Origin of the sequence: Steroidobacter sp. (assembly GCF_036402275.1) — a bacterium.
GTDB lineage: Bacteria > Pseudomonadota > Gammaproteobacteria > Steroidobacterales > Steroidobacteraceae > Steroidobacter.
This window is the reverse complement of the sequence record NZ_DASWTF010000029.1, coordinates 194610-214177: the sequence shown is the minus strand read 5'-3', so window position 1 is coordinate 214177 and position 19568 is coordinate 194610. Positions and strand designations below refer to the sequence as shown.

At 63.4% G+C, this 19568-nt stretch carries 15 protein-coding genes; 7 read left to right on the top strand and 8 right to left on the bottom strand.

Features of this window, described 5'->3' with window-relative positions:
- Positions 1-28 precede the first annotated feature (28 nt).
- From VGD45_RS14405 to def, 6 genes are all read right to left on the bottom strand, one after another.
- Positions 29-1390: a sigma-54 dependent transcriptional regulator gene (locus tag VGD45_RS14405; RefSeq protein ID WP_331156015.1), complete on the bottom strand. Its 1362-nt coding sequence runs from the start codon at positions 1388-1390 to the stop codon at positions 29-31.
- Positions 1387-3621 carry a sensor histidine kinase gene (locus tag VGD45_RS14400; RefSeq protein WP_331156014.1) on the bottom strand — a complete coding sequence of 745 codons (2235 nt, stop codon included), beginning with the start codon at positions 3619-3621 and terminating at the stop codon, positions 1387-1389. Before VGD45_RS14400 ends, VGD45_RS14405 begins: the two co-directional genes overlap by 4 nt.
- Positions 3603-4175: a DUF4390 domain-containing protein gene (locus VGD45_RS14395; RefSeq protein ID WP_331156013.1), complete on the bottom strand. Its 573-nt coding sequence runs from the start codon at positions 4173-4175 to the stop codon at positions 3603-3605. Before VGD45_RS14395 ends, VGD45_RS14400 begins: the two co-directional genes overlap by 19 nt.
- A gap of 172 nt (positions 4176-4347) precedes the next feature.
- Positions 4348-5700, bottom strand: coding sequence for a 16S rRNA (cytosine(967)-C(5))-methyltransferase RsmB (rsmB, locus tag VGD45_RS14390; RefSeq protein ID WP_331156012.1), 1353 nt, complete (start codon positions 5698-5700; stop codon positions 4348-4350).
- Positions 5697-6638, bottom strand: coding sequence for a methionyl-tRNA formyltransferase (gene fmt / locus VGD45_RS14385; protein WP_349263268.1), 942 nt, complete (start codon positions 6636-6638; stop codon positions 5697-5699). The genes rsmB and fmt overlap by 4 nt, the downstream gene beginning before the upstream one ends.
- Before the next feature lie 142 nt (positions 6639-6780).
- Entirely contained in the window at positions 6781-7317 is a 537-nt protein-coding gene (gene def, locus VGD45_RS14380) for a peptide deformylase (RefSeq protein ID WP_331156055.1), read from the bottom strand.
- A gap of 311 nt (positions 7318-7628) precedes the next feature.
- Between def and VGD45_RS14375 the strand changes: the two genes are divergently transcribed.
- From VGD45_RS14375 to VGD45_RS14350, 6 genes are all read left to right on the top strand, one after another.
- Positions 7629-8789, top strand: coding sequence for a LysM peptidoglycan-binding domain-containing protein (locus tag VGD45_RS14375; RefSeq protein ID WP_331156011.1), 1161 nt, complete (start codon positions 7629-7631; stop codon positions 8787-8789).
- A gap of 33 nt (positions 8790-8822) precedes the next feature.
- Complete coding sequence (gene dprA / locus VGD45_RS14370) at positions 8823-9842, top strand: DNA-processing protein DprA (RefSeq protein ID WP_331156010.1); 1020 nt, start codon at positions 8823-8825, stop codon at positions 9840-9842.
- Entirely contained in the window at positions 9839-10318 is a 480-nt protein-coding gene (locus VGD45_RS14365) for a DUF494 domain-containing protein (protein ID WP_331156009.1), read from the top strand. Before dprA ends, VGD45_RS14365 begins: the two co-directional genes overlap by 4 nt.
- A 62-nt stretch (positions 10319-10380) precedes the next feature.
- Positions 10381-12951, top strand: a complete 2571-nt coding sequence (locus VGD45_RS14360) for a DNA topoisomerase I (protein WP_331156008.1) — start codon at positions 10381-10383, stop codon at positions 12949-12951.
- A gap of 100 nt (positions 12952-13051) precedes the next feature.
- Positions 13052-13972, top strand: a complete 921-nt coding sequence (gene hemF, locus VGD45_RS14355; RefSeq protein WP_331156007.1) for an oxygen-dependent coproporphyrinogen oxidase — start codon at positions 13052-13054, stop codon at positions 13970-13972.
- 306 nt (positions 13973-14278) lie between these two features.
- Positions 14279-17464 (top strand): S8 family serine peptidase, encoded by a 3186-nt coding sequence (locus VGD45_RS14350; protein ID WP_331156006.1) that lies wholly within the window; start codon positions 14279-14281, stop codon positions 17462-17464.
- Between the two features lie 50 nt (positions 17465-17514).
- On the opposite strand, the gene VGD45_RS14345 is transcribed toward VGD45_RS14350, so the two are convergent.
- On the bottom strand, positions 17515-17892 hold the full coding sequence (locus VGD45_RS14345; RefSeq protein ID WP_331156005.1) for a hypothetical protein: 378 nt from the start codon (positions 17890-17892) through the stop codon (positions 17515-17517).
- A 173-nt stretch (positions 17893-18065) separates the two neighbouring features.
- Here VGD45_RS14345 and VGD45_RS14340 point away from each other — a divergent pair, with 173 nt between their 5' ends.
- Positions 18066-18911, top strand: a complete 846-nt coding sequence (locus VGD45_RS14340; RefSeq protein WP_331156004.1) for a 23S rRNA (adenine(2030)-N(6))-methyltransferase RlmJ — start codon at positions 18066-18068, stop codon at positions 18909-18911.
- Here the strand turns inward: VGD45_RS14340 and VGD45_RS14335 are convergent, their stop codons facing one another.
- Positions 18912-19496: a DNA-3-methyladenine glycosylase I gene (locus tag VGD45_RS14335; RefSeq protein WP_331156003.1), complete on the bottom strand. Its 585-nt coding sequence runs from the start codon at positions 19494-19496 to the stop codon at positions 18912-18914.
- Positions 19497-19568: the final 72 nt, after the last annotated feature.

Here is a 19568-nt window from a genome sequence, read left to right as displayed (position 1 = left end):
CGCGCGAGAGCGCAAGCGGCAAGGCCTCTCAGTCTTCGGCGAGTTGGCGGAAGTCGACGCCGAGGGAGCGGAGTTTGCGGTAGAGGTGGGTGCGCTCCATGCCCACGCGCTTGGCGAGTTGGCCGACTTTGCCGTTGCAAAGGATAAGCTGCTGCTGCAAGTAAGCTCGCTCGAAATGCTCGCGAGCCTCGCGAAGCGGCAGCGCCAGCAGATCCTGTTTCACCAACGGCTCGTTGGTCGGAGCGTGCGCGGCGAGCTCCCGCTCGATCTCATCGAGGCGAATCTCTTCTTCGCCGCCAAGGATCAACAACCGCTGCACGAGATTACGCAGCTCACGAACGTTGCCCGGCCAAGGATAATTGCGCAGTCGATTCTGAGCAGCCACGCCGAAGCGGCGGAAAGGCAGATGCTGTTCGTCGACCAGACGATCGACGTAGTGACGTAACAAGTCCGGCACATCCTGCGCGTAATCACGCAGCGGCGGCACATTCAAAGTAATGACATTCAGCCGCGACAGCAGCTCGAGCCGCACGCCCGTGCCCTCGGCATTCAAAAATCGCGACGTCGCGGACCCGATGATCCGAACATTTGTATTCACCGGCGTCGCGCCGCCAACGCGCGTAAACGTGCGCGTCTCCAACGCGGCGACCAACAGCCCTTGCGCCTTAGGCGGCAGATCTTCGACGCCGTTGATGAACAACACACCGCCGGCGGCCTGCTCGAACACGCCGGCGTGCACGCCGTTCGAATCCTCAGTGCCGTGTAACGCCGCAGCGGCGCCCTCGTCGCTGACGCCGGTGGCAACCAATTGCACAAACGGCCCCTGCGCGCGCGGGCTCAAGGAATGAATGTAGCGAGCGAAAGCTTCGCGACCGCTGCCCGGCTCACCGATGATGAGCACCGGCGTCTCATGGGGAGAGACCTGCTGGACCTGCTCCCGAAGCGCGGCCATCGCTCGGCTCTTACCCACAGGCGCAATCAGCGGCGGCACCAGCGAGCGAGCGCTCTGCCGCTTGTTACGGCCGGAATCCAACGCCCGCTCCACGGTACGGAGCAACTTGGCCAGCGACAGCGGCTTCTCGACGAAATCGAACGCGCCGAGCCGAGTTGCTTCGACCGCGGTCTCGACCGTGCCGTGGCCCGACATCATGACCACGGGGCACGAGCTGCCATTGGGCTGCACCCATTCACGGAGCAAAGTGATGCCGTCCGTATCGGGCATCCAGATATCGAGCAGGACCAGATCGGGATCGTGGGCCGCACGAGCGGAGCGCGCCTCCGCGGCGTCCGCGGCGACGTCCACCTCGTAACCTTCGTCCGCCAGGATCTCCTTCAGAAGCCCGCGGATCTCGCTTTCGTCATCGACGACTAATATGCGCGCTGCACTCATGCCCGCTCCCTCCTCGGTCCGGTGCGCCGTTCGCGAATCGGACCGCCGCCGCGGACCGCAGTCAACGGCAACTCGATACACACCCGCGCACCTCCTGTGCGTACATTATCGGCATCTATGGCGCCGCCGTGTTCTTCGACTATTTTTTTCACGATCGCGAGCCCCAGGCCCGTGCCCTTCGGTTTGGTCGTTACATAAGGATCGAACACCTGGCCGATCACGTCCGGCCGGAAGCCCGGTCCACTGTCCTCGACGACGATCTCCACCGCCCGGCCCGTCGTGACCCCGCTGCTGCCCTTCTCGATCAGCCGCGTGCCCACGCGCACCGAGGGATTCGCCACGCCTTCCAACGCTTCCCAGGCATTGGCCAGCAGATTATGAATGATCTGTCGCATGCGGCCACGGTCGGCTTCGATGTCCGGCAGCCCCGGCTGCAGTTGCAGGGTCGTGCCCGGCCGGCCCGGCGCGCGATACAGCTCCGCCACTTCGCCGATGAGCTGGTTCAGGTCGAAGCGTGACACATCCATCTCCGGCGCGCGCGCGTATTCGCTGAAGGCGTTGACCATCTCCTTCATGGCCTCGACCTGCTGGACGATGGTATGGGTCGCGCGATCCAGCACCTGCCCCTGTGTCTCGTCGATATGCCCCAACAGCTTACGGCGCAGCCGTTCCGCGGACAGCTGGATGGGAGTCAGTGGGTTCTTGATCTCGTGGGCCAACCGGCGCGCCACCTCGCCCCAAGCGGCGTCGCGCTGGGCCTGCAGCAGGGTGGTGATGTCGTCGAACACGATGACGTAACCGCTGGGCGTCTGGTCCTCGCCCGACAGGGTAGTACAGGCGCACATCAGGATACGGCGGGTCGATTCGCCCTGGAGCACCAGCTGTTCGCGCCACTCGCTCAGGCCCGCGGCCAGGTGCGCGCTGCAAGCGGACTGGAACTGGTCGAATAGCGTGCCATCGCTGCCCGTCTGCGCGAGCGGCTTGCCGATGAGCGCGTCCACGTCCACGCCGAGAATCGAACACGCCGCCTGGTTCGCCGTGCGGATGGTCTGATCGGCCTCCAGCGAGATCACACCCGTGGACAAGCGCGCCAGAATCACCGCCAGATTGGCGCGCTCCGCCTCGACCGCCTGTTGGACACGCCGAGTCTCCTCGCGTGATCGCGCCAGCCGCTTGGTCATGTCGTTGAACGAGTGGACCAGGATGCCCATCTCGTCGTGCGAGGTCAGCGGCAAACGCAAATCGAAATCGCCTTTGGCCACCGCGCGCGTGCCCACCACCAGATCTTGAATAGGACGCACCAGCCGTCGCGCGGCCCAGAAGGCGCCGTACAGTGCCCCGAACAACGACAGCAGCAACACCAATGTCAGTGTCAGAGTAAAGCTGGTCTTCAACGGCTCGCGCAGCCGCGCTTTCTCGCCGTAACGCTGATACGACGACTCCACCGTATCGGCCAGCTCGCCGAGCCGCCGCTCGATGGGATATATCGCCTGCAACACACGCAGCTCGTCGCCCGGCAACACCTGCGGCACGCGGACCGCCGTGCGCACCAGATAACCACCGCCGGCCGCGGGATCGAGCGCGACGTAATCGCGACCTTGCCGGACCTGCATGGTCATTTCATCGCTCAACGGCGCGGGCACGATCTCGCCCAGCCGATCCGAGCTGGTGGCGAGAATGCGGCTGTTGGAAGCGAGCAGCGTCAATTCCACTGCTTCGTTCTCACGCCGCAATTCATCCAGCGCCTGGAATGCGCCTACACGAACCGGAGCGATGCGGGCCGCCACGGAACGCGTGCGCTCCAGATATTCGCGCATGCGCAGGTCGAGCGCGGCGCGCGACAATTTCAGCGCGTCTTCCAGTCCCTGGCGAATCTCGACGTGGAACCAGCTGTCGATGCCGCGGTTCAGGAACACCACCGAGAAATAGAACACCAGCAACAGTGGCGCCATGGCCAGCGTCGCCGACATCCACACCATGCGCGCTTCGAGCCGAGAGCCGACGACTCGCTTGCGCCAGTCGCGCACCAGCTGCGCGAGACGACCGCCAATGAGAATCAGCAGGACCAGCAGGCCCGCAACGTTCACGCCGACGATGAAAGGATGCAGATCGCTGAAGTGCGCCGACTGCTGCACGGTCTGCGCCATGATGAGCAGCGCAGCCACCCACAGCCCCGATCCGATGAGCACCAGGATCGAGACCAGTGTGCGTTTCAGAGTTGCGGCGACCATGTGTACCACTCGCTGCGCTGCCGCCAGTCATCCGACCAGAACAGCACGAAGCGCAAGGCGTCGGGCATCGTGCGCACATCGAGATTGCCGCGTACGCTGATTTCGTGCCGCCGGTTCGGCGACACCAGCGCCTGGTCCAGGATGGGCAGGCGGCTGATCACGCGCAGCGCGTCGAGCGCGGCGTCCAGCGTCGCATACGACGCTTGTTCGCCGCTATTCAAGTTGCGCACCAGATAGCGCTCGCTCAGCGCACGGTACGCCAGCTCGTAGGACTGATCCAGCGTCGCGACCGTTTCGTCCAGCCAGTAACTGCGCTTGCGCTTGACCACGATCTCCAGGTGCACGGTGAGCGGCACGCCTTCGCGGATCGCGGCCCGCGCGCCCTCGGGCAAATCGAAATTGAGCGTGGCGTTCAGCTCGAACACGCCCTCGGCCGGCTCGACATAGGCGGAGCGCACTTCGAACCGCGCCGGCGGGGCCTGGGCGAACGCGCCGCTGGCGACGAGCACGCAGCCGAGCACCGCCATGAGCCATGCGGTGCCGGTCCTGCGCATCCCTGCGCCCCCGGCATTCGGGCGTCCTGCCCAGCATAGCCGCTGGACGATCCAGTCCAGGCTACCGGGGCAAAGCACATCGCGACAGGTTGGGCGTACCGCCACGAAGGGTCCTTAACCGAGATTGCGGGCGACTGGGGTCATGGGATCAGGCCAGGTGCTGGGCCATGCTTCAGCACGGCTTCTCGAGCAGAGCATAATAAAAACCATCCATGCTGGCGGAGCCCGCCGCGATTCTTAAGCCATGAACGCCCGAGCGCGTTCCCTCGTGCGCTGCCGGGACCTGTCTCGACCAGTCTGGCAACTCTTGCAGCCTTCGGTCCGTAACGTCACGCGCGCCCGGCTCGGCGCGCAGAAAATCATCGATCACGGCAACGGTCTCCGCCTGTAGGGCGGAGCAACTCGCATAAAGCAATCGGCCGCCCGGCTGCAACAGCGACCACGAGGTCCGCAACAGCTGCGACTGCCGCGCCGCCAGCGCCGCGATGTCATCGCTCCGACGCAGCAACTTGATATCCGGGTGACGACGGATCACGCCGGTCGCCGAGCACGGCACATCCAGCAGGATGCGATTGAACGGTTTGCCGTCCCACCAACTCTTGGGCTCGGCGGCGTCGCCGGCTAGCACCTGCGCGGTGAGTTGCAACCGCTGCAGATTCTGCGTGACTCTCGTCAGCCGCTCGGGAGAAACATCGACCGCGGTCAGCGCGGCAAGTTCAGACGAGAGCTCCAGCAGATGACCGGTCTTGCCACCGGGCGCGGCGCACGCATCGAGGATTCGCTCGTCCCGCTGCGGATCGAGCAGATGGCCAGCGAGCTGCGCGGCTGCGTCCTGCACCGAAACCAGACCGGCGTCGAAGCCCGGCAATTCACTGACATCCATGGCCCGGTCGAGCAGTAACGCCGTGTCCTCGAACATGCTGGCGGCCACGCCGATCTGCCTGGCCTGCAATTGTTCCCGATAGTTCGCAGGCGTCACGCGGAGCCGATTCACGCGAATCCAAAACGGCGGGCGTCGATTGTTGGCGTCGAGAATGTCGCTGGCGCGATCGCCCCAGTCTTTACGAAGTTCTTCGACCAGCCAGCGCGGATGTGCCGTGCGCACGGCGAGATCGCGATCGATCTGCGGCAGCAGCTTGGCATGCTCGCGCTGACAGCGGCGCAGAATCGCGTTAACAAAGCCGGCAGCGCGCGGTTGTTTCAATAGTCGGGTTGCAGCGACGGTTTCAGCGACCGCCGCATGCGCGGGAATATCCGTGTATATCAGCTGACACAAGCCGACGATGGTGAGCGCGCGAATTTCCGGATCGAGCGTTTGATTCGGGCGACTCAGCAGACGCGCGAGCAACGCGTCGAGCCGGATATACCAGCGAATGCTGTCGTAACTCAGCGAGCGGAGCAGCCCGCGCTCTTGCTTATTGGCCGAGCTTTCTGCGCTCAACGCGGCATCGAGCGACCGGCCGCGCTCGGCAACATCCGCGACGATTTTCGCGGCTTTCGCTCTGACTGCAGCTGATGCGCTCACGAGCCAAGAACCGCGCCCTCGGGGCGATGCGCTCTGAGGAAATCCGCGGCCGGCATGGCCTTGCGACCTGCCGCCTGCACGCGAGTGAGTTGTAACGTTCCTTCGCCCGTGGCGACTTCGATGCCTGCGTCACTCGCCGCGACGACTGTGCCCGGCGCGGCGGATGTTTGCTTATCGATGGGCAGCGATTCCCACACGCGTAATTGCTGACCGTTCCAACGTGTCTCTGCGATCGGCCACGGATTGAACGCACGCACCAGTCGATCGATTTCGACGGCCGGCTTGGACCAGTCGATCAACGCTTCTTCCTTACGAATCTTCGCCGCGTACGTAGCGCCTTCCTTCGGCTGCTCGCGCGGCGTCGCTTTACCGGCGGCGATCGCTTCGATCGCTGCCAGTACAGCTTCGGCGCCCAGCCTCGCCAGACGATCATGCAATGTACCGCCCGTGTCGCGTGGATCGAGAGGAGTCACTCGTTCGAGCAACATTGGCCCGGTATCGAGACCGACGTCCATCTGCATGATGGTCACGCCACTCTCTTTGTCTCCCGCCTGGATGGCTCGTTGAATCGGTGCAGCGCCTCGCCACCGCGGCAACAGCGACGCGTGAATGTTCACGCATCCCAAACGAGGTGTGTCCAACACGTTCTTCGGCAGCAGCAAGCCATACGCAACCACGATCATCAGATCGGCCGACCATTGCGCCAGCCTCTCCACGGCGGCGGGATCTTTCAAAGTCTGCGGTTGCTCGACCGGCAACTGATGCTTGAGCGCACATTGCTTCACCGCGCTCATCGTGACCTGCTGCCCGCGACCGGCGGGCCGATCCGGCTGCGTATAAACAGCGAGCACGCGATGCCGCGAAGCGACCAGCGCTTCGAGCGCGGCCACGGAGAACTCGGGCGTGCCGGCGAAAATGAGGGACAGCGGCGGGGACATCGAAAGCTCAGCGATGACTCAGTCAGGGGGCATTGTAGTTGTTCTTGGGCCGCTCAAAGAGCGGAAGGTCTTCCAGCGAGGAAGACCGGAGAAAGCGCGGACTTGACCGGCGGCGCGGGTGTAGCGCCGCCGGTCCTGAAGATCAAAGCGCTTTGGAGCGAGCGCGAGCGGCTGCGTCGGCCTTCTCTTTGCGCTCCTTCTCCAGCTTCTTGCGAATGCGCGTGCGCTTCAGGTCGGAGAGATAGTCGACGAACAGCTTGCCTTCCAGGTGATCCATCTCATGCTGAATGCACACGGCCAGCAAGCCGTCGGCGTCGAATTCGATTTGCTTGCCGTCGCGGTCCAGGGCTCGCACGCGGATCTGATCGGCGCGCTTGACCTTCTCGTAGATGCCGGGGACCGACAGGCAGCCCTCCTCGGTCTCCTCCATGCCGCTGTGGCTGACGATTTCCGGGTTGATCAGCGCCAGGCGCTCATTGCGCTTTTCGCTGATGTCCAGGACCAGCAACCGTTTATGAACGTTCACCTGGGTGGCGGCCAGCCCGATGCCGGGCGCGGCGTACATGGTCTCGAACATGTCGTCGATCAGCTTGCGCAGGCCCGCATCCACCTGTTCCACGGGCTGCGCTTTGGTGCGCAGGCGCGGGTCCGGGAATTCGAGAATCGGAAGTAGTGCCATGTTCGAAAGGGTCAAAAGGTGGAAACTGCCGTCCAGTTCCGGTCTGCGTAGTCTGCAGCCGATTTGGCCGGAAACAAGTGTTTCGTGCCAAAGACGGCGATAGAAAGCGCCAATCGGCACGCCTGGAGCAGGAATGAGAACCACGTCTCGGGCTGGGAGCCCATTTCTGCACTCGTTGCAATGTTGCTGCTAAAGTTCGGCCACTGTTGAACTTAATGTCGGCCCCGAGTGGGTTTTTGCGCGCCTATACAGAGGCTTACGCGACGCAACAACCGTTCGGCAGGGATCTCTAATGGGAGCTCGTTGAGCGCATGAAAACTGCGAATCTGGCACTTCGTCCGGCGATTCTGCTCAGCCTGGTCGCTGGCCTGACCGTCACCGCGGGCGTGCTGGCGCCCCCGAGCATTCTGGCCCAGGACGGCCCGGCACAGACTGTCGGCTCCGGCAGCAACATTCCGCTGACCGCCGACGCCCCCGATCAATACGTGGTCAAGACCGGCGACACCCTCTGGGACATCTCCAAGGTGTTCCTGCGCGAGCCCTGGTACTGGCCCGAAATCTGGTACGTGAACCCGCAGGTCGCCAACCCGCACCTGATCTATCCCGGCGACGTGCTGAAGCTGGTGTACATCGACGGCCAGCCCCGCCTGACCGTGGCCCAGCGTGGCGGCGAGACAGTCGAAAGCGGTCGCGGCGGCAAGCGCCTGTCGCCCGAAGTGCGCCGGCAGCCGCTCAGCCAGGCTGTCACCGCCATCCCGTATGACATCGTCGCCAGCTTCATGGGCCGGCCGACGCTGTTGAGCAAGGACGAGGTGAAGACCGCGCCGTACGTGGTCGCGATGCGCGACTCGCACATGATCGGCGCGATTGGCAACGAAGTGTACGCACGCGGCATCGAAGACGCGGCGGCGGAAACCCGCTACAGCGTTGTGCACGTCGAGGAAGAACTGCGCGATCCGGACAACAACAAGCTGCTGGGTTACTCGGGCATTTACGTCGGCTCCGGCCCGGTGGCGACCGAAGGCGATCCCGCCAAGCTGGTGATGACGGATTCGGCTCGCGAAGTCCTGCAAGGCGACAAGTTGTTCCCGGAGTCGGTGGAAGTGAATGTGGACTTCGTGCCGCACGCGCCCAGCGACGAAATCGACGCAAGCATCATCGCCGTGCGCAGCCACACCGTGATGGGTCAGTACCAGGTTGTCGCACTCAACCGCGGCAGCAACGACGGTCTGGAGCCCGGACACATTCTCGCCGCGTATCAGCGCGGCGGCGTGGTGCGCGACACCTTCGCAGAGGGCGGCCTCGCGGCGCGCCGCACGGGCCGCAGCTCGAATTTCGGTAACAACGTGCAGCTGCCCGACGAGCGCGCCGGCGTGATCATGGTGTTCAAAGCCTTCGATAACCTGAGCTACGCGTTGGTGATGGAAACCACGCACGAAATTCGTCAGGGAGACCGCGCTAAAAATCCATGAGCGCGGTTGGGTTCAGCTTATGTTTCCGGGCTCATGGACGAGCTCGAAACATGGCTGAGCGTGGCGCGGATTCCCGGCTGTTGCGCGGGAACGCTGGACCAATTGCTTGCACGGCACCAGCGCTGGCTCGAGCGGCCCGGGCATCATTTCATTCCATCAGGCTCTCCTCGCTACCCCGCCCTGCTGGCGGAGCTTTCCGATGCGCCAGCCGCACTGCTAGTGCGCGGCGATCCTGATCTGCTCAGCCTTCCGCAACTGGCGATCGTTGGCTCGCGCAATCCCACCCGCGCCGGCCTGGACAATGCGCGACAATTTGCCGCACACCTGACTCGTGCGGGCTTCGCGATCACCAGCGGCCTTGCCATCGGCATCGACGCCGCCGCGCATCGAGGCGCTCTCGAGAGCGGCGGGCGCACCGTCGCGGTGTGCGGCACGGGGCTTGATATTGCCTACCCCCGCGCCAATGCTGGGTTGGCGGAGGAGATTGCATCCAGCGGCGCGCTGGTCAGCGAACTTCCTCTGGGTGCGCCGGCGAGCAGAAATAACTTCCCTCGGCGCAATCGCATTATCAGTGGATTGTCACTGGGCACGCTGGTGGTGGAGGCTGCGGTGCGGAGCGGATCGTTGATTACAGCCCGACTGGCCGCCGAGCAGGGCCGCGAAGTGTTCGCGATTCCGGGCTCGATCCACAACGCGCTGGCGCGTGGCTGTCATCGATTGATCCGGCAGGGCGCGAAGCTGGCGGAAACCGCCGACGATATATTCGTCGAGCTGGGCCCACTGACCGGCGTGCTCCGCGAGCATGCCCGCGCCGATGCGAAAACCGCTGAAACTGCAGCAGTTTTATCCCCGGCATTGGACAAAGGGTATGAAATCCTGTTAGATGCGCTCGGCTTCGAGCCGGCCAGTGTCGACGATTTGATCGCACGCACCGGGCTCAAGGCCGACGAGGTAGCGTCCATGCTGCTGATCCTCGAATTGGAGGCGCGCATCGACGCCTGCCCTGGCGGACTTTATGTCCGGCGCGCGTCCCTGGTTAAGGCAGCGAAATGAAGGAAAGCGTTCTCGATATCCTGATCTATCTCTTCGAGAATTACTTCGACGCCGACTTGGACTGCGCCCCCGAACCCGACCGCGACACACTCCGGGACGAACTGGAACGAGCTGGTTTTTCCGAACGAGAAGTGGGCCGCGCGCTGGAATGGCTCGAGCAGCTGTCGGCCGATCCGAACCGCGTGGGGGGGATTCCCGGATCGCGAGCGATTCGCATCTTCGACGCGCGAGAACAGGCGCGGCTCGACACGGACTGCCGCGGGTACATCCTGTACCTGGAGAACATCGGCATCATCAGCCCCGCGCAGCGTGAACTGGTCATCGACCGCCTCCTGGCGCTCGATGTGCAACAGATCGACATTGAACAGGTGAAGTGGGTGGTGCTCATGGTGCTGTTCAGCCAGCCGGGCCAACAGAGCGCTTACCTGCGGATGGAGGACTTGGTATTCGATAACCGTCTGCAAGTGGTGCACTGAAGAGCGGCAGTTAATACCACGCCGAATTCAGCAGCACCGCGGCCACCGCGGTTTCTTTTTTTATGGAGCAGAAGAATCTAGTCATCGTGGAATCGCCTGCAAAGGCGAAGACCATCAAGAAGTACCTCGGAAAAAATTTCGAGGTGCTGGCGTCGTATGGCCACGTGCGCGACCTGGTGCCCAAGGAAGGCGCGGTCGATCCGAAGCGCAAATTCGCCATGCGCTATCAGATCCTGGAAAAGAACGAGAAGCACGTTCAGGCGATCGCCAAGGCGCTGAAGAAATCCGACGCCTTGTATCTGGCGACCGACCCTGACCGCGAGGGCGAGGCCATTTCCTGGCATCTCACCGAACTGCTCAAGGAACAAGGCGTGCTCGACGGCAAGGACGTGCATCGCGTGGTGTTCTACGAGATCACCAAGAACGCCATCAAGGAAGCCATCGGCCAGCCGCGCGACATCTCGCAGGATCTGGTGAACGCGCAGCAGGCGCGTCGCGCGCTCGATTATCTGGTCGGTTTCAACATCTCGCCGCTGCTTTGGAAAAAAGCGGGTCTGCCGGGCGCCTCCGCGGGCCGCGTGCAGAGTCCGGCGCTGCGCATGATCTGCGAGCGTGAGGAGGAAATCCTCGCCTTCAAGCCGCGCGAGTACTGGACCATCGACGCCGACGCCGAGAAGTCCAAACAAACATTCCCGGCGCGCCTCATCGAGTATCGCGGCGAGAAGGTCGAACAGTTCACGGTGACCAACGAAGGCCAGGCCACCGATGTGCGCACGACCATCGAGAACGCCGCCAAGGGCAAGCTCAGCGTCGCCAACATCGACAAGAAGCAGCGCCGGCGCAATCCGTCGCCGCCGTTCACCACCTCGACCCTGCAACAGGAAGCCGCCCGCAAGCTCGGCTTCGGCGCTCAGCGCACCATGCGCCTCGCGCAGCAGTTGTACGAAGGCGTCGATTTCGGCGAAGGCGCGGTCGGTCTCATCACTTATATGCGTACCGACTCGCTGAACCTGGCCGCCGAGGCCGTGGCCGAAATCCGGCAGGTCATCGGCAGCATGTACGGCGCCGATGCGCTGCCCGACTCGCCGCGGACTTATAAGACGAAGTCGAAGAACGCCCAGGAAGCGCACGAAGCCATTCGTCCGACCTCGGCGGCGGTCACACCCGAGCGTCTCGCCGGCAAGATCGACAACGATCAGTTCAAGCTCTACAGCCTGATCTGGAAGCGCGCGGTCGCGAGCCAGATGGAAGCGGCCGTGTACGACACCGTGGCCGTGGACCTGGTGCCGGGAACGAGCGCCAAGCGCGAAGGCTCGACGGCCGTGTTGCGAGCCAACGGCTCGACGCTGGTGAAGCCGGGCTACATCGCCGTTTATAAGGAAGGCCAGGACGACACGGTCGACGACGACAACGACCGCATCCTGCCGGCCATGGAAGTGGGCGACGAAGTCGCACTGCTCGCCTTGCGTGGCGAACAGCACTTCACCGAGCCGCCGCCGCGCTTCTCCGAAGCGAGCCTGGTGAAGGCGCTCGAAGAGCACGGCATCGGCCGGCCTTCGACGTACGCCAGCATCATCTCGACCCTGGTCAACAAAAAATATACGGAGCTGGTCAATCGCCGCTTCGTGCCCACCGATCTGGGCAAGATCGTCAACAAGTTCCTGACGCGCAATTTCCATCACTACGTCGAGTACGGCTTCACCGCCAAGATGGAAGACGACCTCGACGAAATCGCCGACGGCCGCGAAGCCTGGGTGCCGGTGCTGGAGCGCTTCTGGAGCGAATTCAAAGAGCGCGTCGACGTCGTCGATGAAACGGTCACGCGTGAAGATGTGTCCGAAGCACGCGAGCTCGGCAACGATCCCGTCACCGGCAAACCCATTTCGGTTCGCTACGGCAAGTACGGCCCGTTCGTGCAGATGGGCACCAAGGACGACGAAGAGAAGCCGAAGTTCGCCAGCCTCAAGGCGACGCAGCGCATGGACACCATCACGCTGCCGGAAGCGCTGGAGTTGTTCACGTTGCCGCGAACATTGGGCCAGGCGGCGGATGGTCACTCGATCCGCGTCGCCATCGGCCGCTTCGGTCCATACATTCAATATGGCGCGAAGAAGTTCGTCTCCATCAAGGACGACGATCCGTACACCATCGAGTTGCCGCGCGCGCTGGAGCTCATCAAGGCCAAGGAAGAGCTGGATGCGAATCGCACCATTCTGAATTTCGAAGAGGCCGGCATTCAGGTGCTGAACGGCCGCTTCGGCCCATACATCACCGACAAGGTGAAGAACGCCAAGATTCCCAAGGAGCGCGATCCCAAGACGCTCACCTTGGACGAATGTAAGGAGTTGCTCGCCGCCGCGCCGGAACGTGGCAAGGGCCGCTTCGGTCGATTCGCGAAGAAGACTGCCAAGCCTGCTGAAGGGGCCGCCGCTGCCGCGCCAGCCGAGAAGCCACTGAAGGCTGCGGCCAAGAGCAAGACGACGCCGGCAAAGACCGCGAAGGCTCCGACTTCAGCCACGGCCAAGAGTGCGAGCAAGGCGCCCGCCAAGACCGCCGCACCCGTGCGCGCCGCCGCCAAGACTGCCGCGAAGAAAACGGCGGCGAAGAGCAAGTCTCCGGCCAAGCCGAAGTAACGAGCGTCCGCGCTCTGCTATCGAGGGAAGTCGATTGCGACTTCCCTGAATCCAATCGTGGCCGCATCATGGCCGCAGTCAATCTTCCGGAGACGATTCGATGGTTGTCGACGCCGATGCCGTGCTCGCCTACCTGCGTGGACTGCAGGATCGCATCTGTTCGGCGATCGAGCAGGCCGACGGCGGCGCCACGTTCATTCGCGATCGCTGGGAGCGAGCGGAAGGTGGCGGCGGCGAAAGTCGCGTGCTACGTAATGGCTCCGTGTTCGAGCAGGCCGGCGTCAACTTCTCACACGTGATGGGCTCGCGTCTGCCGCCGAGCGCAACAGCTCAGCGGCCCGAGCTTGCCGACGCGCAATGGATGGCAACCGGCGTGTCGCTGGTCTTCCATCCCTGGAATCCGTACATCCCAACCACGCACGCCAACGTGCGCTTCTTCTCTGCCATGCCGAAGAACGGCGCACCCGGCGCATGGTGGTTCGGCGGCGGTTTCGATCTCACGCCTTACTATCCTTTCGAGGAAGACGTCCTGCATTGGCATCGGACCGCGCAGCAGGCATGCCAGCCGTTCGGTGAGAATGTTTATTCGAAGCACAAGGAGTGGTGCGATCGCTATTTCTTTCTCAAGCATCGCAACGAGACCCGCGGCGTCGGCGGCCTGTTCTTCGACGATTTGAACGAATGGGACTTCGAGCGCTGCTTCGCCTATCAGCGCAGCGTCGGCGATCATTTCCTCGACGCCTACCTGCCCATCGTCGCGCGCCGCAAGGATCATCCGCACGGCGAGCGCGAACGACAGTTTCAACTGTATCGACGCGGCCGCTACGTCGAGTTCAATCTGGTCTACGACCGCGGCACTTCGTTCGGCCTGCAATCCGGCGGGCGCACCGAATCCATCCTGATGTCGCTGCCGCCGCTGGTGCGCTGGGAATACAACTGGACGCCCGAGCCCGGCTCGCCCGAAGCACGCCTGTATTCAGATTTCCTCCGGCCGCGCGACTGGCTGGCGGAGCTGAAATAAAACACCAACAAAAAATTTTTTCGCACTCGTTGTGAGGGTGTCGAATGCATTGACACTTCGTCTGTATACATCCTAACTTTTGTTAGTGATGAGTCTCGTGCAGCCGTCGCTGGCAGGTTTTGCATTATTGAATTAGCTGCGCTGCAGGAGTAGCGTCGGTCGCTGCGATTGCGCACATGACCTAACCCGTCTGGCCACGGAATGCAGCACGCCGCGCTCGATGGCGAATGTCCGCGCGATCGTTTCCTTTTTTCTCTGTTCGTCTGATCGCCGTCAGTGGCGGAATCCAAGAACTAGGGGACAATCATGCAAAGAAACATTCGCAGGAGGGCGGCAGTAGGCTCACTGTCGCTGATCGCCACTACCGTGCTGACGGTAGTGGCCGCCGACGCCAGCGCCGCTCAGCGCGCTGCGGCGGCAGGCTCCAAACGTCTGGAGTCACGCATGCCAGCGCCGGCACGCTCTCAGCTCAACGACGTCACGCAACTGCTGCGTGACTCCGGGATCGCAAATCGGGTTCAAGTTGCAGTCTCGCTGAACACCGCAGCCGTCGGCGACGGCGCCGGCACGTCGAAAGCCGAGGTGCTCATCGAACAAACCGCATTTATCAGCCGCATCGCGCAGTCTGCGCCCAGCGCGACAGTGATCGGCTCGGTGCAGCTGGTCGCGAACACAGTGTTTCTCGAGCTCGACGCCAGCGAAGTGAAAGCGATCGAGAGCGATCGCGCCGTCACTCGCGTCGCGCCGGCGGGCAACTACAAGCGCGATCTCAGCGAAACCGTTCCTTACATCGGCGCTGAAACGATGCAAGGACTGGGCGTCACCGGCAAAGGCGTGCGCGTTGCCGTGATCGATAGCGGCATCGACTACACGCATGCATCGTTGGGTGGTGCAGGCACTGCCGCTGCGTACGCAGCGGCATGGGGCACGTCACCCGCCGATGCTCGTAACACGACCACCGACGGCCTGTTCCCCACCGCCAAAGTCATCGGCGGCTACGACTTCGTCGGCGAGTCCTGGTCGGGCGCGGCTGGCAGTCCGCCGCTCGCTCCGGACCCGGATCCGATCGCGGCTCCCGATGCAAGCACCTTCGGCGGTCACGGCACGCACGTCGCCGACATCATCGGCGGCAAGGACGGCGTCGCGCCGGACGTGAAGTTGTATGCGATCAAAGCCTGCGCCGTGCCGACTTCGACTTGTAGCGGCATCGCGCTGATGCAGAGCATGGAGTGGGCGGTCGACCCGAACGGCGACGGCGACACTTCCGATCGCGCCGACATCATCAACATGTCGCTCGGCTCCAATTACGGCCAGCCGTTCGACGACGATCTGTCCGCGGCGGTCGATCGCGCCACCAAGCTCGGTGCGTTCACGGTGGCCTCGGCGGGCAACGGCTCGGATAAACCTTTCGTGACGGGCTCGCCTGCTGCCTCGGTCACCGCCTTGTCGGTCGCGCAGACCGCGGTGCCTTCGGCGGTTGTCGATCTGATGACGATTGTTTCTCCGGCCGTCACGCCGGCGGATCGTGGCGCGATTCATCAATCGTGGTCGCCCGAACCGACCTCGCCGATCACTGCGCCAGTGGTGTACACACCTTCGAACGCACTCGGTTGCACGCCCTTCCCCGCAGGCTCGCTGACTGGAGTGATCGCGCTGGTGAATCGCGGCACCTGCGCGTTCGCCGACAAGATTCGTAACATTCAAGCGGGCGGCGCGTTGGTCGGCATCATCGGCATGGTGGACGGCACCGCGCCGTTCGATGGCGCGTTCCAAGCGGGCACGCCCATCTTGATTCCGGGCTACATGATCAGCCTCGCCGACGCGAATGCCATCCGCAGCGGCGCGACCGTGCGCTTCGATCCTGACAACGTCTTCCCGTTGATCAGCTCGGTCGTGTCGACGTCTTCGCGCGGACCGATGTTCGAAGACTTCCGCATCAAGCCAGAGATCGGCGCGCCGGGCGCTTCAGTGTCGGCGATGTCGGGCTCGGGCAATCAGTCCGACGCCTTCGGCGGCACGTCCGGCGCGGCGCCGATGGTGACGGGCTCGGCTGCATTGCTGAAACAGTTGTATCCGAACGTCGCTCCGCAGCGTCTGAAACAACTGCTCATCAACAATGCCGAAGTCGGCATCGAGCAGCCAGGCAGCCCCTCCAGCGTGATTCCAGATTCGCTGGCGCCGATCTCTCGTATCGGCGGTGGTGAAGTCCGTGTGGATCGCGCAGCCAAAGCGACAGCCGGCGCCTATGGCTTCGACCTCGTGAAGACGGGCACTCGCAGCGGCGGCGTGAGCTTCGGGTTCGTCGATGTCGCTGTGGACGCGGTGGTGCAACGGCGCGTGCGCGTCTTCAATCGCGCCGATAAGCCGGCGACGTTCAAAGTGCGGCCGACCTATCGGTTCGCCAACGACGTGGCCAATGGCGCGGTGAAGATCCATACCGCGGAAGTGGTGACGGTGCCCGCCAAGGGCGATCTCACATTCGATGTGACCCTGGCCATCAACGGCAGCAAGCTGCGTAACAACCTGATGAACGCGGGTCCGGACGGTCCGAATCCGGTGCCGCTCACCTTGCTGGAATACGACGGCTATCTGGTGTTCGAGAAAGTCGGCTCGACCGAAAAGTTCTCGCTGCCCTGGCACGTGTTGCCGCGTAAAGCCGCAAATACGGTCTTGGCGAGTGGTGCGAACTGGAAGGCTGGCACTGGCGGTGTTGGCGAGATCAGCTTGAAGAACCGCGGCGTCGGCGCTGCGCAGCTGAACACCTATGCGCTGCTGGCGACGAGCCCAAACACTCCGCCGGGCGGACGTGGCGAGAATGCGCCGCGCCCCGACCTGCGCGCGGTGGGCGTGACGACGTTCCCAGTCCCGGTCGAGGTCTGCACCTCGGGCTATCTCTGGTCGTTCGCGGTGAATATGTGGGAGCGTGAGACGCTGCCGGTGGCAGTCGATCATCGCATCGCGCTGGACACTAACAACGATGGCGAGGACGACTACTGGCTGCTCAATCGTGACGTGTCGTTGAACGCGCTCAGCGACGGTCGGCAACTCGCGTGGTCGATCAATCTGGCCACGGGTGACGCCGAAGCGTTCTGGTTCGTCGAGCATCCGACCAACTCCAGCACCACGGTGCTGAACGCGTGCCTCGAGCAATTCGGCCTGACGGCCGACGATGTCGAAGCGCGTCAGCTGGTCGGCGTGTCGGTGTTCGCCGATGACTTCTATTTCGGCGGTCCCGGCGACGCCATCGAAGGCCTGACCATCGTGCCGTTCGGCGAACGTTACTTCGCGGCGCCGGATGGAGATTTGCCGGGCGGAGCGAGCGGCAACGTGGACGTGCATGACTTCGGTCAGATCCCGGGCACCACCAAGGAGCTGGGTGTGATGATTCAGACCGACGGCGATCGTTGCGTATCCGCGGGTAACTGCGGTGCCGCTACGGCCAGCACGGAAGCGCTGTTAGTTGCGCCGCCGGGCGGCAAGATCGCGTTCTGATCGAGTTGACGATCGAGGCCCCGGGCAGAAATGCTCGGGGCCTTTTTGTTTTATTCGGCGGGCGGCTTGCCTTTGACCTGTTCTTTCACGGGCGGAAACGCCAGCCCGTTGGAGCACACGACAAAGTTACCGCGGCGATCCGAGTGATAGCTGTATTTGTTGCCCGCCGCCTGCAACACGACGCGATAGCCGGGCACGATCATCTGCGTATACATCTGCCCGGGTTGTGGACAACCCATCGCGCCATCCGACCACTGCTGCTCCGTCGCGCTGACGACAGTGATCGCCTCGTGCTTCACCAACGCACGCCGTGCGAGATCGTCCTGGAAGATTGCCAGTAATTGCGGCGGCACTTCGCCGGCGCCTTGAGTCGTGGCGTTGGTGCGGGGCGCGCGCTGCGGCGGATTCTGCTTACCTTCGTTCTCCACGACGGCCCTCCTCTCGTCAACGGGTGTGGGCTCGGCCGCGCGCGAACTATTGGTACATCCCGTAAGTGCGGTTGCGAGCCCGACCATCGCCAGCGCCGCGGCGCCTCGGAACGAGCAGCCTCGCGCTGGAGAATTCAGTACGATCATGGGTTGTCTCCCGTTAAAGTTCTGCCGTGAATTATCGCCACGTGTTCCATGCCGGCAACTTCGCCGATGTCCACAAGCACATCGTGCTGTTGGCCCTGCTCGAGCGACTCGGGCGCAAGCCCAAGCCGTTGTTCTATCTGGACACCCATGCCGGACGCGGCTGGTACGACCTGTTGTCCCACGATGCATTACGCGGCAACGAATGGCAGGACGGCGTGGCACGCGTGACGCGCATCAACCGCGCCAGTCCTGACCTTCGGCGCTATCTCGACGCCGTTAGTTCCCCGGAAGAGATTTCGGCGATTACTACTCAGCGCTACCCCGGCTCGCCGGTGCTCGCGGCGCGCGTGCTGCGGACTGGCGATCGGATGGTCTTTGTCGAAAAGCAGATCGCGGAGGCTCAGGCACTCGATCAGGCGTTGCGCGGCCGGCGCGGCGTATCGGTGGTCTGCGGCGATGGCTATGCCGCGCTCAAAACCTATCTGCCGCCGCGCGAGAATCGCGGGCTCGTTTTGATCGACCCGCCTTACGAATCGGAAAATGAATTCACGCAAGTCGAACGCGCGCTGATGCTCGGCTTGAGTCGCTGGCCTAACGGCATGTTCGCGCTGTGGTATCCCATCAAGCTGGGTCGCGAAACACAGCGACTGCACCTGTCGCTACAAAACTCCGGGCTTCGCAAGTTGCTGCTGGTGGAACTGAGCGTGCGGCCCGCCGATTCGCCGCTCGGCCTGAACGGCTCCGGCCTGATCATCGCGAATCCGCCCTGGCAGTTCGATGAAGAAATCGCGCCGGCGCTGCGTGAAGCGCACGCCGCGCTGGCCGAAGACGGCGCGGGTGGTGTGAACGTGCGCTGGCTCGTTCCCGAGTAACTACGCCGGCCGCTTCGCCAGCGCTTTGCACTGCTTGTAGCGGAAGCAGCTGGTGAGATGGTCGTTGACCATTCCCGTCGCCTGCATGTGGGCGTAGATGATGGTGCTGCCCACGAAACGGAAGCCGCGCTTCTTCAGATCCTTGCTCAGCGCGTCCGACTCGGGACTGGTGGCCGGCACCTTGCCGTGCTCGGCGATGTTGTTCTGGATGGGCTTGCCGCCGACAAAGCTCCACAGGTGCTTGGCAAAGTCGCCCTGAAAAGCCAGAAACGCCTTCGCATTGCCGATGGCGGCCTCGATCTTGAGCCGATTGCGCACGATGCCGGGGTCTTTCATCAGCCGCGCCACGTCGCGCTTGCCGAAGCCGGCGATGCGTTCAGGATCGAAGCCGGCGAACGCCGCCCGATAGCCCTCGCGCTTATTGAGAATGGTGGACCAGGACAGGCCCGCCTGCGCGCCTTCCAGGATCAGGAACTCGAACTGGGTGCGATCGTCCCAGGCCGGCACCCCCCATTCCTTGTCGTGATACTCGATGTACAGCTCGTTGCCGCCGAGCGGCCAGGTGCAGCGGGTGGGTTCACGCATGGGGGTTATTATGCTACGGGTGTAGACTTGTTCGGCCCAAAGTAGGGCATCGAGTTTGACAGTCACGCACGC